The following is a 16945-nucleotide window of genomic DNA, read 5'->3' on the forward strand; positions in this document are numbered from 1 at the left end:
CCGTTCCCCCGCGCCATTGACGCAGGCTGCGGCAGCCTGCGTCGGGCGTGTGCAGAGTATTTATTGACGAATGTGCGTCAGCTCATAGTTAGGGTCGGCCTTGATCTGCGCCTCAGTGAAGGGCAGCGTTTGCCATTGCTTCTTCGAGAACGCCCGGGTTTGATCCCGCGCATGTTTTGACGCCGGGTCGCTGGAAATCGAAAACGCCAGCATCCCTTGCGCCTGTGGCCCCTGCTCGTCAAACGTGACCGTTTGCAGGTAGCTGGTGCCGCTCACGACCTCTTGCTGACCGCCTTCACCCGGTACGCTTTGCATGGCGTTATAGACACCCAGTACCGCCGGGCCACCGTGAATCGGCGTACGCTGGCCGCCACTGTTGACGCCCTGAATCTCACCCCACGTCGTGTCGGTACTCAACCCTGCTTGCGCCACCTGCGCCGCTGACGCTTTGAGCGCGTCATGCACCGCCTGACGCACCGCCGGATGATCGATGTTCAAACCTCGCGGTGTATGTTGCGGGTCTGCGGGGTTGAACGACACGCGCCACACGTCAGGCACTTCAAACAACTGCGCCATAAGGTGCTGGAAATGCACCAGCCCCATGCCGCTGTCCAGATTCGCCTGCTGATCCCATGCCTTGAGGCTGGCACACACCGCTGCCGGCGCGGCCTCACGCTCACCTTCACACACCTCAAGGAGGTCCGGCATGACTTGCCCGGCCAGGTACACCCGGTTGTCCATCACCATGCCTTGCAAGTCCGATACACCGAGGGCACCGGGCTGACTTAACCGCTGAAGAGCAAAACGTGCTCGCGGCCCCAGTGGCTGGCCCTCTTGACTGATCAGCGGCGAAAAACCGCTCAACGGTGCCAGAGGGTTGGCCATCCAGGCGGAGTCGTTGGAATGCTGCACGTAGTCTTTGCGACGCAGTTGCGGCAACTGACTCGCCGGATAAATACCGTGTTGTGCCGCGCTGGCGTCAACCGTCCACGCACAGGCACTGCGACTACCGTCGAGCACGATCATCTCCAGCCCCACCCGCGGGTCGCTGCACGCGGCCAATTTGGCCTGATCGACATACGGCACCACGGACAGGTTCATGTACAGCGCCTGCCCTTTGTCATCCACGGCCAGGGTGTTGACCCACGGGATGCCTTGAATCTTGTTCACCGAGGCTTGCAAGGCATCGACACTGTCCGCCTGATTCATTGCGTACCACTGCTGCAATACGCGATCGTTGCCGAGGTTGGCATCACGCAGGCTAAAGGCCACGTTATCGTCCCAGTCCAGCTTGCCCGGCCACTGCACAATCGGCCCGAACACTGAACTGTAAATAACCCGCGACTGAGGCTTGAGGCTGCCATCGGCCTGTTTGACCTCAACGCTGACGGTGTGCTCTTGCAGCGCGTAAGAGTTGCCGTCCAGCAGATAACGGGTCGGGTCATGCGGGTCGAGGGCAAGCCGGTACAGGGTGAAGTGCTTTGAGGTGTCGACCGTATGGGTCCAGGCCACGTGCTGATTGAAACCGATGTTGATCAACGGCAGACCGGGCAGCGCGGCGCCCATCACGTCAAGCTTGCCGGGGATGGTCAACTGCATCTCATAAAAGCGCATGCCGCCTACCCACGGAAAATGCGGATTGGCCAGCAACATCGCCCGCCCGGTCTTTGAACGCTCACTGCCGATAGCCACTGCGTTGCTGCCACGCTCCAGCGCAAAACGCTGCATGCGTTGCTCAGCCACTGCAAAGCCCTTGCTGTGCTGAGCCCATTGCGCCGTGGCGCGTGGCGGCGTTGCGCCCACCAGCGCTTGCGCAAACTGACCCACGCCCCCCTCGACCAACAGGCGACGGGTCAACTTGACCAGATCCCGGCTCGTGAGGGGCCGCACCGAGGCATTGTCACATTGCGCTGGCAGACCGTTGCGCTCGCTGAGCTGACGGTTGTAACCGGCCACATACCCCTCAATCAAATCTCGCACCTGCGGGGTTTGCGCCTGCCAAAAGGCATCGACCGACTGCGGGGTATTGAGCCACTTGAAAAAAATGTCGCTGGACAGGTTGTCGCGCTCCTCCAGGGTCAACGCGTCAGGCCCAAAGTATTTAGAGCGTTCACCGTTCACCGTGACCACCTCATTGGCCAGCAAACACAGGTTGTCCTGGGCATAGGCATAACCAATGCCATACCCCAGGCCACGCTCATCGGCGGCCTGAATATGCGGTACACCAAAGGTGGTGCGGCGAATGTCGGCGCTCACGTCTTTGGCCGGTGTCTGAGCCAGAGCACAAACACTCAGTCCCACACACAGCCCTGCAACACACGCTTTGCTCAATGGCCTGAAAATAATCACGCGCACTCCTGCTCGTTCAATAGAAATGCCCGTTGCGCATCATGGGGACGCCGCCACCGGGCATGTGCCTGCACTAAAGACGAAGCCGATTAAAAAAATTTAATCACCGTTAAAAACCTGTCTACAAAGCGGCTTCACTTCAATCAAGCGCATTTGACGACAAATTTTCTACATCCAAATGTTCATGATTTCGGCGGCTCATTCGTCTAGTACCTTAAGAGCAGTTTTTATTTTCCTGATCAGGCTCTGATAAGGAGTTATTTGCATGCACAACTCGCAAATGCCAGCGGACGGTAATCAACAACGCAAATCAGCTTTTCAGCCCGACAACGGGTTGCTGGAGGCACAGGTGCAATTACACGGCAATGTACGTATTCGTCATTTACTTAAATGTTTTGGGCTGCGCACCAGCCTGGTGCGGCTCAAGGTCATCGACGCGCTGTTAACCGCCGCCGGCAATGATCGTCGACTCGGGGTGCGCGGCATGCACAGCCATTTACAAGCGCTGGATATCCCGCTGTCTTTTCTCAGCGTGCGCGAAGTGCTCAAGCGCCTGTGCAGCGAGGGGGTGGTGGTGCTCAACAGCGACAAGAGCTACAGCCTGCATCCGCAGGCCGAAGCTGTTTTGATGGGGCAGATCGACGCCTAGATTTTGGTTTTGCGGCGCATGACGCCGTTGATGACAACCACAATCACTGCCACGCCGATGGCGACGTACTGAAACATCTTCTCGGAGATCATGCCGGCGTTCTGCATGTACGAAAGACCAAACATGATCCCCAGTACAACCAGGGAGATCAAAATCGAGTATTTCAAGCGCTGCGAAGGAGTCATTGCCTGTTCCTGAAAAAATGGGACTTGAATCAAAGCCAAAAGGTGCACATGCGTAGGGTCTACGGGTAAGCCCACCCTCAACGGTGGGCCATGTTACAACCGCACCTGGGTTTTAGCTCGTCATCTGGCGACAAAATCCGCTACCCGGTCGAGCACACACAGCCACCAACCAGTCAACAAACACGCGCACCCGTGGCGATAACTGGCGATGTGGCGGGTATAAAGCGGTCAGCGCCAGAGGCGGCGGCAAGCATTCACTGAGCACTTCTTGCAAGCGCCCCTCACGCACCCATTGGGCCACATGATAATGCGGCGCCTGCACCAAACCATAACCGGCCACACACGCTGCCAAATACCCTTCGGCACTGTTAACCGACACCTGTTTGGCCAAGTTGACCAACTGCACGTCTGGCCCTTGCTCAAACTCCAGCCCGTAACGCTTGCCCGACACGCCAGAGAAATACTCCACCATCAGATGCCCGCTCAAATCGGCCACCGTGTGCGGTATGCCGTGAGCACGCAAATAGTCGGGACTGGCGACAGTCACTTGGTCCATCAGCACCAGGGGCCGGGCCACCAGCGAATCATCCACGGTCAAACCGGCGCGAATCGCGCAGTCCACACCTTCACGAATCAAATCCACCGGCCGGTCGTTAAGCCCGATTTCCAGCGCTATCTGCGGATAACGCCGGGTGAACTCAGGCAGCGCAGGCAGCACCACCAGACGCCCCACCGCCGCTGGCATTTCGACCCGCAGCGTACCCTTGGGTTGGCTGGCGCTGAACAACCCTTCGGCCTCTTCAAGGTCTGACAACACGCTGACGCAACGCTGGTAATACGCGGCGCCGTCCAGCGTCGGGCTGACCTGACGCGTGGTGCGATGCAACAGTTGCACGCCCAAGTGCGCTTCCAGTTGTTTGATCAGTACCGTCACTGAAGCACGGGGCATTTGCAGGCTGTCGGCAGCTTTGGCAAAACCGCCCAGCTCGACGATACGGGTAAAGACGCGCATCGCGTTGAATCGGTCCATATCCCCTCGCTTGGCTGGCATGGATGAGTGGAGTCATCCAGACAGTGACGCATCATTGTCTCGGCGACCGCCCTTGCAGGTTTCACATTCGCGCAGGCTAGGTCAGTTCCTACCAACCTGCAGGAACTGACGCGTTAGGCGAGGCGGTGATCGGCGCCAAGGCCGTCGTGAAACCGTTAAACCCTGTGTGTCAGAAACGCCACAGCCATCAGATTAACGGCCGCTTCGCATTCGATCACAGCCTCGTGCCTCGTCAGCTGCGCTGAGTCTGGCGTTTTAAAAATCGCGTTTGTAGAAGATATCCAGCGAACTGGCAAAGCCGCTGGCCACTTCCACGTACACCCGCTTGCTCAGTTTGTAACGCAACGCAATGGTACTCGCCGGTTCAAACACGCCCACGCCATACCGCACGCTCAAACGTTCGTTGATCTTGCCGCTGGCAACCACGGCGGTGTTGTCGCCGCTGCCTTCAGTGTCGAGTTCAAAGTCCTTGATACCCAAGTGGTTCGCCAGACCGGAGGTAATGCCTGCACTGCCCATCAACCCCAGCCCCAAGGCTGCCTGGGCCAGCATGTTGTTGTCTTCCCCGGTGCCCGACAACGGACGCCCCAGGATCAAGTAAGACAACGCTTGCTCTTGGCTCATCGCCGGCTCCGAGAAGATTTGCGTGGTCGGCTGTTCAGCGCTACCACTCAAGCGGATGCCTGCAATCACATCATCTGTCTGGCGAATCGCTTCAATGTCCAGATACGGCTGGGCAATCGGCCCGGCAAACAATAGCCGCGCACGGCGGATGGTCAGGCGCTGGCCATAAGCACGGTAACGGCCATTGTTCAGGCGCAGTTCGCCGCGCGTATCGAGGTTATTGCCAATATGCACCTGGCCCGCCAAATCGGCGTTCAGACCAAACCCGGAGAACGTCAGCAGTTCTTGCCCCACCACCACGTTGATGTCCATGTCGACCACCATCGGCACTTCGCCCTCAGCCACCTGCTGACCGACGATCACGGTGTCATCCGAAACCTTGACCGTGGACGGTGGCAGTTCGCGAACGGTGATTTCACCTTTTGGCACGTTCACCGTACCGGCAATCAACAGGGTGTTGTTTGCGTTGAGCGTGATTTTCAGATCGGGCGCCACGTCCAGCTTGGCGTAAGGCTCCACCGTCACCGGCAAGTGATTGCCCTTGACCAGCACGTTGACGGCCACCGCCTTGCCCCATGCCACGTCACCGCTGATGCTGCCCTGCCCTTGCGTACCGCTGGTCCAGCCGCCGTTGAGTTGCGCGGTTTCGCCGACGATGTTGGCCGTCAGTTGCAGGTTTTCAAAGTTGGTCGGTAACTGCGGGCCGGAGATTTCACCGCCAGTCAGCGCCACCTTGCCGTTGATCGAGGGCGCGAGCAAACCGCCCGAAATACTCCCCGCACCATTCAACTGCCCGGTGAGCTTTTCCACCATCGGCACAAACGGACGGATCACCGACACATCCAGCCCCGTGAGGCGGAACTCGCCGCTCACCGGTTTGCTTTTGGGCAGCGGATTGATGCGTGCGTTGAGCATCAATTGCCCGAGCTTGCCGCCATTGAATTCAAACTGTGTGTCGACCCGGCTGGGCGTCAGGTGACTGGTCAATTTGAAGGTCTGGTACGGGAAGTCCAGCCACTGACCTTTGTCTTTGATACGCAAGGTGCCGCCACTGGCGTCCACCACCACCTGACCTTTGGGGCCGCTGGCGGGCACATCCATCAGCACGTCGGCGTTGAGCTGGCCTTGCCACTGAAAGTCGTTGGGCAACCACTGCGCCAGGCTGTCGAGGGGGAATTGCTTAAGGTGCAAACGCAATTTGGGGTCGGGCATCAAGCGCTGATCTTCAGCGCACAGGCTGGCAGGCCCGGACATCCAGCACTGCGCACCCAAGGTGATACGGCCATCGGCCAACCGCTCCAGACGCGCCGGGTCTTGCAGCACCCAACTCTGGCCGCCCGCCTTCACGTCCCCGCTGAGCAAACGCCCGCGCCAGTTGTCTTTGTCCAGCCCCCCCTCCAGCGCCAGCCCCAGTTGCAGCATCGGCCCTTGCAACGCCAGTTTCAGTTGTTGGCGCTTGAGGTCACCGCTGCCATTGGCTGTCAGTACGCCCAGTTGTGTGTCGCCGGTCTGAATCCCGCTGCCTTTGAGGTCAATTCGCCCGTTTTGATTGCGATCCAGCGAGGCATCCAGCGTCAGGTTTTGCAGGTGATTGTCGGCAAAGGCCAATTGCTGACCTGTGAGTGCCACCTTGCCTTGCGGTGCCTTGAGCGTACCGCCTACATCAACCCGACCTTTGAGCTGACCGCGCAGATCCGGCCACAGCTGACCCAAACGCGGCAAGTTCAGATCCAGTTGCGCCTTGAGTTGCTGCTGCACACTGGCACTGCCGTTGATGCGGTTATCGCCCAGGCGAATGTCCAGAGCGCTCAGGGTGAAATCTTCGCCAGCGCCTTGAGCCTTGGCTTGCAAGACGGCGGGCAAGCCGCGCAAACGGCCTTTTAAATCGAGATCGGCATTGAGTTCAAGGCGCTCATTTTTGAACGAACCGGTGCTACGCAACGGGCCACCCAGGTTACCCGGCAGCTCAGCGACCCAATACGCCGGGTTGATGGCGCTCAAGTCCAGAGCGGTGTCCCACGCCACACCCTCGGCGAACTGCACGTTGACGTGGCCCTGTGCCTTGCCTTGCCCGGCGACCAGTTGCAGCTGGGGCAAAAATATTTTGCCCAGATCACCACTGAACGGGCTGGCCAGACTGAACGCCCCGGCCGGGCCATCCAGATCTGCTTTGAAATGGCCCAAATAGTTGCCATCGGTGTAAGACACTTCGCCCTTGAAAGTGCGCAGGTCTACATCGAGCTTGGCAATCAGCGGGTACAGGGTGTGCCACGGAAACTTAAGCCAGTCGATAGTGGCGTCGGCCTTCAAGCCTTCTTGCCAATCCACTTGCCCGGACAGTTTCAAACGTTGCTCGGGGCTGACGGTTAAATCCAGCGCCGAGATTTGCGCCCCCTTGGCATCCACCCGGCCTTTGAGCACCAGACTGACCGGGGCTTTTTCAGCAGGCAGACTGGCGCTGCCGTTCAGCACATAACCGGCCTTGAGATCACCTTTGGCGCTCAATACGAGCTGGTTGACTTGCAGGGTATCGGGCAACTCCGGGCTGGCTTTGAACGCCTCAGACGTGAGGCTGATCTGCGCGGGCAAGTTCTCGGCCAGTGGCTGCAATTGGCCCTTTAACTGTGCGTTGAGATACCCCGTGCTATCGGCGGTCAGGTTCAGTGAAGTACGCAAATCACCGTCGACCTTCAGCGCCAGCGCCCAGGGTTTGTCTTTATCGGGAGACGGCAGGTTGATAGCGCCCTGCAAGGTCAAAGGCCAATCGCCATTGGGTTGCAACAGGCCAGACAACTCGACGCTCAAATCCTCGCGGTCTACGTGCACCGAGTCGATCTGCAAGCCCTTGGGCGTCCACTGCGCCGCCATCTGCAAGCCCTTGAGCTGCTCGATACCGTTGAACAACACGTTGCCGACCTTGATCACGCCCACCTCGATGGACAGCGGCAGTTTCAGCTCCGGCAGGCTGACCGGCCCGCTGCTGCTGTCTTCGCCTGGCGGAAATTGCAGGCTCACGCGCTCTGCCTGCAATTGATCGACACACAAGGTCAGGCGCGTCAGGCACGCGGGCGACCAGGCAAAAATCGGCCGCTCCACTTCCACACGACTGCTGCCTTGCTCCCACAACAGATGATCGGCACTCCACTGGCCACCCAAACGACCGGCAAAGTTGTCGATCTGTAAACCCGGCACCTGGCCCAGCACCCAACGGCTGCCCGCTTGTGTACCCAGCACGAGGCCCAGCGCCAGCACCCCTGTCAGCAACAAGGCCAGCAACACCAGACCCGCTATTTTCACACCACGAATCACAGTTCTGGCCCCATGGAAAAGTGCAAACGAACGCCGCCATCGTCATCCAGCGCATGAGCCAGATCGAGACGGATCGGGCCAACCGGCGAAATCCAGCGAATACCCATGCCCACCCCGGTTTTTAAACTGGGGAAGTCGAGGCTGTTGAACGCGTTGCCTTTGTCGACAAAGGTTGCCCAGCGCCATTTTTCGGCGAACTGATATTGATACTCGACGCTGCCCGCCACCATGTAGCGGCCACCGATACGGTCGCCATCAGAGTTCTTCGGCGACAGGCTCTGGTAGTCATAGCCGCGCACGCTTTGGTCGCCACCGGCAAAGAACCGCAGGGACGGCGGGATCGACTTGTAACCGTTGGTGGCGCTGCCGCCAAACTGAACCCGGCCCAAAAAGCGGTGTTTGTCCCACAACGTAGTCAGCGCTTTAAATTGCGCATTGCCGTGCAACAGGTTGGTGTCCGACATCAGCCCTTCCTTGGCCACTTGCGCATCCAGCGACACGCTGTAGCCGTGGGTAGGATCAATGCGGTTATCGCTGCGCAGTACCGAATAACTGACACCGGGCATTAATAAGGTGCTCAGGCCCGAGTCATCGCCCAAACGATATTCTTCGTGCTGCCACTTGAGCGAGACAATGCGCGTCCAGCCGTTGTCCAGTTTGCTGTGCCACTCCGGGCCGACTGTCAGCAACTTGCTCAAGGTGTCGGTATTGGCGATTTCTTCGTACTGATAACCGGCTGCAAAACGCAGTTTGTCGGTGAGCGGCGGATCAAGCGGGATGTCATACCAGGCGCCGACGTTTTGCTTGGGCTGGGAAATTTCCGACTCAAAACCGTAACTGTCGCCACGGGCGTTGTCCCAGTGGCGCATCCAGCTGGCCTTGCCGCGCGGCCCGGTATCGGTCGAGTAACCCAGGCCCAGCGTCATGGTGCGTGGCTTGCGGGTGTGCAGCTCAACGTCGACCGGAATCACTTGCCCCACTGCCGTGCTGGGCGCGGCATCAACGCGCACCACTTCAAAATAACCGCTCGATTGCAGGTTTTGATTAAGCTCGTTCACCAGCTCCGAGTCATAGGGCGTATCCGGTTTGAAAGGCACCATGCGTTGCAACAGCACCTCATCAAACGGCGTGTCGCCACCAAAACTGACCTTGCCGAGCAAAAAACGCGGCCCGCTGCGGTAAACCAGATTGATATCGGCGTAGCCGCCCTTGGGGTCGACCAGCAGTTCGTGCTTGATAAATTGGCCATTGAAAAAACCGTAACGCAGCGCCCGGTTCTGGATCATTTGCTTGGCGCTTTCATAATCGCCCTGATTGAGCACCGCCCCCGGCTTGAGGTCGTCACTGGCGGGGATCTGAAAGGCCTTGAGCGAAGCGGCCGCACCTTCGACGCGCACATTGACGTTGCGCAGATGCACCGGCTCGCCGGGATCAATGCTCAATACCAAACGCGGCGGATCACCGGGTTTAACTTCGCTGTCAATGGTGGGGTTGTAATAACCCAAGGCTTGGGAGGCTTTGAGGGCTTGCTCTTGCGCACCGCGTTTGAAGCGCAACAAGGCCGCCTCGTCACGATCGCCGAGGCTGCCTATATAGCCTTCCACGTTGGCCTTGAGGGCGCTATTGGCGGGTTTGACCTTGACCACCAGCTCGCTTTGCGCAAAGGCTGCAAAGCTGCTGAGCAGCAGGACCACACCACTGGTAAATCTTCCTGGAAACGTCATAGGCGCGGATGCTAACACGGGCAAGGAACGTCATAGAGCCTGCCTAAGGTGAGAAGTTCGCCCTTAAGCCGTTGCTGTATGTAACACCTGCGGGTTGGCGTGGAAAAACACGTGCTCGCGCACCGGCCCGACGGCCACTTCGCCAATCTCGACGTAACCCTGTTTTTTGTAAAACTCCAGGTAACGCGGATTGCCGGTGTCGAGCACCACGCCTTCGGAGTGCTCATCCTCGGCACACCAGTTGTGCACCGCCTCAAGCAACTGCTCGCCATAATGCTGGCCTTGAAACTCTGGGTGAATCCCCAACAACGGCAGCATATGCACCGCATCACCCGGCACGCACGCCAACACCGCCTGATGGTATTCCAGATAACGCCGGGTACAGCGCAGCCCTGTGCTCAGCACCATGCGCAATTGCCAGGCCCAGCTTTCGGTGATGTCCAGACGCCGCAGCGGCGGTGCGATCAGGGCAATGCCGACCAGCCGATCATTGACCAGCAGCCCAAGCCCTGGCCGATCCTGCAAAAAATGCTGCTTGACCAACTCGCGAACGGTTGCCCGCACCCGCTGCTCATAGCCCCTGCGATCAGCATCGAACAGATAGCGAAACGTCGGCTCATGCCGATAAGCCTGATACAGCAACGAACGCGCTTCGCGTGAATAACCACCATCGAGCAGTTGAATCTGGCCTATGGCATTCGACGTTTGCGTCATGACGTTCAATCTCCCTGGCGGCGCTTGGATGGCGGCGCTTCTAGTGAGTACGAGCCCCCGAGAGCCACAACAGTTCAATCATGGCTACATGCAACCTACGTTAGCAGCGCATTTGCCCTACTGCACGCTGGCCGCTTGCGCGCCAGTCCGCTAGCATCGCAGTTTTGCTCTGGACTGCCCGCCCATGAAAATTGTGTCATTCAACATCAACGGCCTGCGCGCTCGGCCCCATCAGCTGGCAGCGCTGATTGAAAAACACCAGCCCGACGTGATCGGCCTGCAAGAAACCAAAGTCAGCGATGAGCAGTTCCCCTTCGCCGACATTGAAGCCCTGGGTTATCACGTGCATTTCCACGGCCAGAAAGGCCATTACGGCGTTGCCCTGCTATCGCGTCAGGCGCCCCTGAGCATCCATAAAGGCTTTGCGAGCGATGAAGACGACGCTCAGCGGCGTTTTATCTGGGGCGAATTCGCGGATGAAAATGGCCAGGCAGTGACGGTCATGAATGGTTATTTCCCACAAGGTGAAAGCCGCGATCACCCGACCAAGTTCCCTGCCAAGCAGCGTTTCTACAGTGACTTGCAGCAGTTGCTCGAAAGCCAATTCAGCAACGAACAGCCGCTGGTGGTGATGGGCGACATCAACATCTCACCGCAAGATTGCGACATCGGCATCGGCGAGGTTAACGCCAAACGCTGGCTGAAAACCGGCAAGTGCAGCTTCTTGCCTGAAGAACGCGAGTGGATGGAACGCCTCAAGGGCTGGGGGCTGGTCGACAGCTTTCGCTACCTCAACCCGGACGTGACAGACCGTTTCAGCTGGTTTGACTACCGCAGCCGCGGCTTTGAAGACGAACCCAAGCGCGGTTTGCGCATCGACGTGATTCTGGCCTCTAAGGGCCTGGTGCCACGCATCAAAGACGCGGGCGTCGACTACGACCTGCGTGCCATGGAAAAACCCTCGGACCACGCACCGATCTGGCTGGAACTGAGCTGAACCGCTCGCAGCCTCGCGCCTCGTCAGTGCCTACAAAACGTTGGCGCATAACCCGCAGGAACTGACGAGTAAGGCGAGGCTGTGATCGGCGGCAAAGTCGTCGTAAACCCCTTCAACCCACAGCGTCAGATACGACGCGCCGGGTTCACGCGAGCTGTCATCGCGCTGCAATCTTTCTGACTTAAATTGCTGGCACGTTTATGGCCCCAGGAAGGTCGCCGACGATGCTGCGTTTTATGTCATGGATCATGCTGTGCGCCTTGTCGGGGATGGCCCTCGCCGCGCCAGTCGCTGACTTGAGGATTCAAGGCTCCAACACCATGGGTGCCAATCTCGGCCCGGCGCTGGTGGCTGCCATGCTCGCTGCGCACGGCGTGCGCGACATTCATAGCGTGCCAGCCGCCACTCCCAACGAGCACACCCTGATGGGCACCGATGCCCAAGGCCAACCCGTACGGGTGGACGTTGCCGCCCACGGCTCAGGCACCGGGTTTACCGCCTTGAACGACGAGCACGCCGATGTGGTGGCCTCTTCGCGCCCGATCAAGGACCGCGAACTGGTCGAACTCGAGCGCCTCGGCGACCTGAAAAGCCCGGAGGCTGAACAGGTAATTGCCATCGACGGTTTGGCCATCATCGTGCACCCGCGCAACCCGCTCACGACCTTGAACACCGAACAACTGGCGCAAGTCTTCAGCGGCAACATACAGACGTGGGAAGCGTTAGGCGGCGTCGGCGGGAGCATTCATTTATATGCGCGGGACGATCAGTCCGGCACGTGGGAGACCTTCAAGGAATTGGTGCTCAGCCGCGCGGGGCTACCGTTGAGCGCAGCCGCCAAGCGCTTCGAGTCCAGCGAACAGTTGTCCGATGCTGTCAGCCAGGACCCACAAGCCATTGGTTTCATCGGTTTGCCCTACATCCGCGAAGCCAGGGCTGTCGCCATTGTCGATGGGGCTTCGCAACCGATGCTGCCGCTTAACAGCCTGATCGCCAGCGAAGATTATCCGCTGTCGCGACGCTTGTACTTTTACCTGCCACCTGCAGCGAATAATCCTTGGGCTAAAGCGCTGATTACCTTCACCCAAAGTGCGCAGGGCCAAGCCATCGTCGCGCAAAACGGTTTTGTGGCGCAAAGCGTGGTGGCCGACAGCGTGCTGCCCGGCCCACACATGCCGCAGGACTATCAGGCGCTGACCCAACAGGCCCAGCGTTTATCAGTCAATTTCCGTTTTGAGGAAGGCAGTGCGTCGCTGGACAACAAGGCGCGTCAAGACTTACTGCGTGTTGTGGACTATCTGCAACGCCACGCAAAACTCACCAAACAGGTGACGCTGGTAGGCTTTGGCGATGCCAAGGACAACCCCGAGCGTGCGCAATTGCTGTCAAAACTGCGGGCAATGGCGGTGCGCCGTGAGCTGGTGAAAAACGGCGTGATCCTGCGCGAAATACGCGGTTATGGCGCACAAATGCCCGTCGCGACCAACACCGAAGATGAAGGCCGCCTGAAGAATCGTCGCGTTGAGGTGTGGGTGTATTAGCACCAGCCTCCTAGCTGTCACTTCGACAACGTGGCGTACTTGTCCAGCTCACACTTGCCCACGGCCGCACGGTGCACTTCATCCGGGCCGTCGGCCAGGCGCAGCGTGCGCTGCATGGCATACATATACGCCAGCGGGAAATCCGCACTGACCCCTGCCCCGCCATGCAACTGGATCGCCCGGTCAATCACTTTCAACGCCACATTCGGTGCCACGACCTTGATTTGCGCAATCTCGCTTTTCGCCACTTTGTTGCCCACGGTGTCCATCATGTACGCCGCTTTCAAGGTCAGCAGGCGCGCCATGTCGATCTCCATGCGCGAATTGGCGATCTTGTCGATATTGCCGCCCAAGCGGGCCAGGGGTTTGCCAAAGGCGCTGCGCGCCAGCGAACGCTGGCACATTAACTCGAGTGCTCGCTCGGCCATGCCAATTGAACGCATGCAGTGGTGAATCCGCCCTGGTCCAAGCCGCCCTTGGGCAATTTCAAACCCGCGTCCTTCACCCAGCAGCACGTTTTCGTAGGGCACCCGTACGTTATCGAACAGCACTTCGCCATGACCGTGAGGCGCATCGTCGTAGCCGAACACTGGCAAGGGACGTACGATTTTTACCCCCGGTGTGTCGACCGGCACCAGGATCATGGAGTGCTGCTGATGGCGCGGGTTGTGCGGGTTACTCAGCCCCATGAAAATCATGATTTTGCAACGCGGGTCGCAGACGCCGGAGGTCCACCACTTGCGCCCGTTAATGACCCACTCGTCGCCCTCACGCAGGGCACTCGCCTGCATATTGGTGGCATCCGACGACGCCACCTCCGGCTCGGTCATGGCGAACGCCGAACGAATCTCACCGCGCAGTAAAGGCTCCAGCCACTGTTGTTTCTGTTGCGCATTGGCATAGCGCACCAGCACCTCCATGTTGCCGGTGTCGGGCGCCGAGCAGTTGAACGGCTCGGAGCCGAGCATGGAACGCCCCATGATTTCGGCCAGCGGCGCGTACTCAAGGTTGGTCAACCCCGCGCCCTGTTCTGAATCCGGCAAAAACAGGTTCCACAGCCCCTCGGCTTTGGCTTTGAGCTTCAAGGTTTCCATGATGGCGGTTGGCTGCCAGCGATCACCTTCAGCCACCTGTTGATCGAAAATCGCCTCTGCCGGGTACACATAAGCGTCCATAAACGCCGTAACACGCTCACGAAGATCCTGAACTTTAGGGGAATAAGCGAAATCCATGACTGGCTGCCTTTACCGGGAATGTGGGAAGTATCACCCGATGCTAATTCAGCGCCCCATCATTTACCCAGCCTATTGACAGCGTGTATTACCATTCATAAGCAATATATGATTCAGTGCTGCCAGCCCCCCTCAATAACAAGAGTTGCCCCGCATGAACTTGAACAAAGTCGATCTCAATCTGTTTGTGGTCTTCGATGCGATCTACACCGAGGCCAACCTGACCCGCGCCGGGCAGATCATCGGCATCACTCAGCCTGCGGTGTCCAATGCACTGGCCCGTCTGCGCGAGAGTTTCAACGACCCGCTGTTTGTGCGCACCGCCCAAGGGATGGTGCCCACGCCCATGGCACAAAACATCATCAGCCCTGTGCGCAGCGCGTTGGCGTTATTGCGCGTATCAGTGCAGGAAAGCCGCACCTTCAACCCCTTACAAGCCAACAAAACCTTTCGCATCAGCATGACCGACCTGACAGAAGCCGTGGTTTTGCCACCGCTGTTCCAGCGCTTGCGCAAGCAGGCTCCGTCGGTGGTCATTGAAAGCTTTTTAGCTCATCGACGTGAGACCACCAGCGACCTGGCGGCAGGACGTCTGGACTTTGCCATCGACGCGCCGCTCAACACTGACCCGCAAGTACGTCACGTCAAGTTGATGGAGGACCGCTATGTGTGCGCCATGCGCGCCGGGCATCCGTTGGCCAGTCAAGCCACCCTCAGCCTGGACGCGTATTTGGCGCTGACCCACATTCATATTTCTACGCGCCGCAACGGGCTGGGCCAGGTCGATCTGGCGCTGGGCAAAATGGGCCTGCAACGCAAAATCACCCTGCGCTCGCAGCATTACTTGATGGCCTCCAATGTGTTGCAACACACCGACATGGTCATGACCGTGCCCGAGCGGTTCGCACGGCGCAATGCGTTGCATTTTGTGGCGTTGCCACTCAACGAGATGCCCAACGTGGAAACCCATTTGTATTGGCACGAAAGCACCGAGCAAGACCCGGCCAACCGCTGGATGCGCGAATTGTTGATTGAGGTGTGTCAGCAGCAAGTGGCTCAGGAAAAGAAAGGGCTGGCGGCGAGCTTGCTTGACGTAAACGTCAACCAACCATTAGCTTAATCACACGATTTCTCCAGAGCGCGCCCATGAGCAGCCAGACATACAGTATTTCCGACCTCGCCCGCGAACTGGACATCACCACCCGTGCCATTCGTTTTTATGAAGAACAAGGGCTGCTTGCGCCTGAACGCCGGGGCCAGGAGCGGGTGTATTCAGCGCGTGACAAAGTCAGCCTTAAATTGATTCTGCGCGGCAAGCGCATTGGCTTTTCGTTGGCCGAATGCCGCGAGTTGATTGAGCTGTACGACCCGACCAGCGGCAATCAAAAGCAGCTGACCAGCATGCTGGCCAAAATCGCCGAGCGCCGTGAACAACTGGAGCAACAGTTGCTGGATATTCAGCAGATGCAGTTGGAGCTGGACACGGCTGAAGAACGTTGCACGCAGGCGCTGGAGCACACCATCAAAAGTCAGACGGCCTGACATCTGCCCTTCGCGAGCACGCTCGCTCCTACACAAATCGGTGACCCCATGACACTTCCTACCCATGTGCGCCTGATAGAAGTCGGTCCGCGTGATGGCCTGCAAAACGAAGCCCAGCCCATCAGCGTGGCGGACAAGGTGCAGTTGGTTGACGCGCTGACTGATGCAGGGCTGGACTACATCGAGGTCGGCAGTTTTGTCTCGCCCAAATGGGTGCCGCAAATGGCGGGTTCGGCCGAGGTCTTTGCCCACATTCAGCGCAAACCCGGCGTGGTGTATGGCGCACTGGCGCCCAACATGCGCGGTTTTGAAGACGCCGTGGCCGCCGGGGTCAAGGAGATCGCCGTGTTTGCCGCCGCCTCCGAAGCGTTTTCACAACGCAATATCAATTGCTCGATCAGTGACAGCCTGGCGCGTTTTGTCCCGCTGATTGAAGCCGCACACCAGCATGGGATTACCGTGCGCGGCTATGTGTCCTGCGTGCTCGGCTGCCCCTATGAAGGCAACGTGCCGGCGCAGCAAGTCGCCGCCGTGGCTAATGAGTTGTATGCCATGGGCTGTTACGAGGTTTCGCTGGGCGACACCATTGGCACGGGCACGCCCACGGCCACGCGCGCACTGTTTGAAGCCGTGACTGCCTACGTGCCGCGCGAAAAGCTCGCCGGGCATTTCCATGACACTTACGGCCAGGCACTGGTGAATATTTACGCCAGCCTGCACGAAGGCATTGCCGTGTTTGACAGCTCGATCGCAGGCCTTGGTGGCTGCCCCTATGCCAAGGGCGCCAGCGGTAACGTCGCCACTGAAGATGTGCTGTACATGCTCAACGGCATGGGCATTGAAACCGGTGTCGACATGGACACGCTGCTGCTGGCCGGTGAACACATCTGCCGTGTACTGGGCCGTGTTACCGGCTCGCGCGTCGCGAAAGCGCGCCAGGGCTGAAAAGTGTGCTGCAGTGTTACCGAGCGGTTACCCACACGAGTAACAAGGAAACAAACCGGCCCCTCAAGGGGCCTATTTTTTTC

Annotated in this window: 13 protein-coding genes; 6 read left to right on the top strand and 7 right to left on the bottom strand. The window is 58.9% G+C overall.

Going from position 1 to position 16945, the window contains the following annotated elements:
• Positions 1–60: 60 nt before the first annotated feature.
• On the bottom strand, positions 61–2349 hold the full coding sequence (gene pvdQ, locus AP059_RS10160) for a bifunctional acylase PvdQ (protein WP_059763086.1): 2289 nt from the start codon (positions 2347–2349) through the stop codon (positions 61–63).
• 265 nt (positions 2350–2614) lie between these two features.
• On the opposite strand from pvdQ, the gene AP059_RS10165 reads away from it, so the two are divergent.
• Positions 2615–2998 carry a hypothetical protein gene (locus AP059_RS10165; protein WP_059763087.1) on the top strand — a complete coding sequence of 128 codons (384 nt, stop codon included), beginning with the start codon at positions 2615–2617 and terminating at the stop codon, positions 2996–2998.
• On the opposite strand, the gene AP059_RS10170 is transcribed toward AP059_RS10165, so the two are convergent.
• The 5 genes from AP059_RS10170 to AP059_RS10190 form a co-directional block, all read right to left on the bottom strand.
• Positions 2995–3183: a hypothetical protein gene (locus tag AP059_RS10170; protein ID WP_048363639.1), complete on the bottom strand. Its 189-nt coding sequence runs from the start codon at positions 3181–3183 to the stop codon at positions 2995–2997. The genes AP059_RS10165 and AP059_RS10170 overlap by 4 nt on opposite strands.
• Before the next feature lie 112 nt (positions 3184–3295).
• A complete protein-coding gene (locus AP059_RS10175) occupies positions 3296–4213 on the bottom strand; it encodes a LysR family transcriptional regulator (protein WP_059763088.1) in 918 nt (305 codons plus the stop codon).
• A gap of 276 nt (positions 4214–4489) precedes the next feature.
• Positions 4490–8167, bottom strand: a complete 3678-nt coding sequence (locus AP059_RS10180; RefSeq protein WP_059763089.1) for a translocation/assembly module TamB domain-containing protein — start codon at positions 8165–8167, stop codon at positions 4490–4492.
• Complete coding sequence (locus AP059_RS10185; protein ID WP_059763090.1) at positions 8164–9891, bottom strand: autotransporter assembly complex protein TamA; 1728 nt, start codon at positions 9889–9891, stop codon at positions 8164–8166. Before AP059_RS10185 ends, AP059_RS10180 begins: the two co-directional genes overlap by 4 nt.
• A gap of 63 nt (positions 9892–9954) precedes the next feature.
• Complete coding sequence (locus AP059_RS10190; protein ID WP_059763091.1) at positions 9955–10605, bottom strand: GNAT family N-acetyltransferase; 651 nt, start codon at positions 10603–10605, stop codon at positions 9955–9957.
• Positions 10606–10789: 184 nt separating this feature from the next.
• Between AP059_RS10190 and xthA the strand changes: the two genes are divergently transcribed.
• Both xthA and AP059_RS10200 read left to right on the top strand, forming a co-directional pair.
• Entirely contained in the window at positions 10790–11602 is an 813-nt protein-coding gene (xthA, locus tag AP059_RS10195; RefSeq protein WP_059763092.1) for an exodeoxyribonuclease III, read from the top strand.
• Between the two features lie 224 nt (positions 11603–11826).
• The gene (locus tag AP059_RS10200; RefSeq protein ID WP_059763093.1) at positions 11827–13143 is read left to right on the top strand and encodes a substrate-binding domain-containing protein; all 1317 of its coding nucleotides are present in this window, start codon (positions 11827–11829) and stop codon (positions 13141–13143) included.
• A gap of 17 nt (positions 13144–13160) precedes the next feature.
• Here the strand turns inward: AP059_RS10200 and AP059_RS10205 are convergent, their stop codons facing one another.
• Positions 13161–14375, bottom strand: coding sequence for an acyl-CoA dehydrogenase (locus AP059_RS10205; RefSeq protein ID WP_059763094.1), 1215 nt, complete (start codon positions 14373–14375; stop codon positions 13161–13163).
• A 154-nt stretch (positions 14376–14529) separates the two neighbouring features.
• Here AP059_RS10205 and AP059_RS10210 point away from each other — a divergent pair, with 154 nt between their 5' ends.
• The 3 genes from AP059_RS10210 to AP059_RS10220 are packed head-to-tail and all read left to right on the top strand — an operon-like array spanning position 14530 to position 16862.
• Complete coding sequence (locus AP059_RS10210; protein ID WP_059763095.1) at positions 14530–15495, top strand: LysR family transcriptional regulator; 966 nt, start codon at positions 14530–14532, stop codon at positions 15493–15495.
• A 26-nt stretch (positions 15496–15521) separates the two neighbouring features.
• Positions 15522–15917 carry a MerR family transcriptional regulator gene (locus tag AP059_RS10215; protein ID WP_048363630.1) on the top strand — a complete coding sequence of 132 codons (396 nt, stop codon included), beginning with the start codon at positions 15522–15524 and terminating at the stop codon, positions 15915–15917.
• A 48-nt stretch (positions 15918–15965) separates the two neighbouring features.
• Complete coding sequence (locus AP059_RS10220; RefSeq protein WP_059763096.1) at positions 15966–16862, top strand: hydroxymethylglutaryl-CoA lyase; 897 nt, start codon at positions 15966–15968, stop codon at positions 16860–16862.
• The last annotated feature ends 83 nt before the right edge of the window (positions 16863–16945 follow it).

Origin of the sequence: Pseudomonas sp. TAA207 (genome assembly GCF_001529285.1) — a bacterium.
Classification (GTDB): Bacteria; Pseudomonadota; Gammaproteobacteria; order Pseudomonadales; family Pseudomonadaceae; genus Aquipseudomonas; species Aquipseudomonas weihenstephanensis.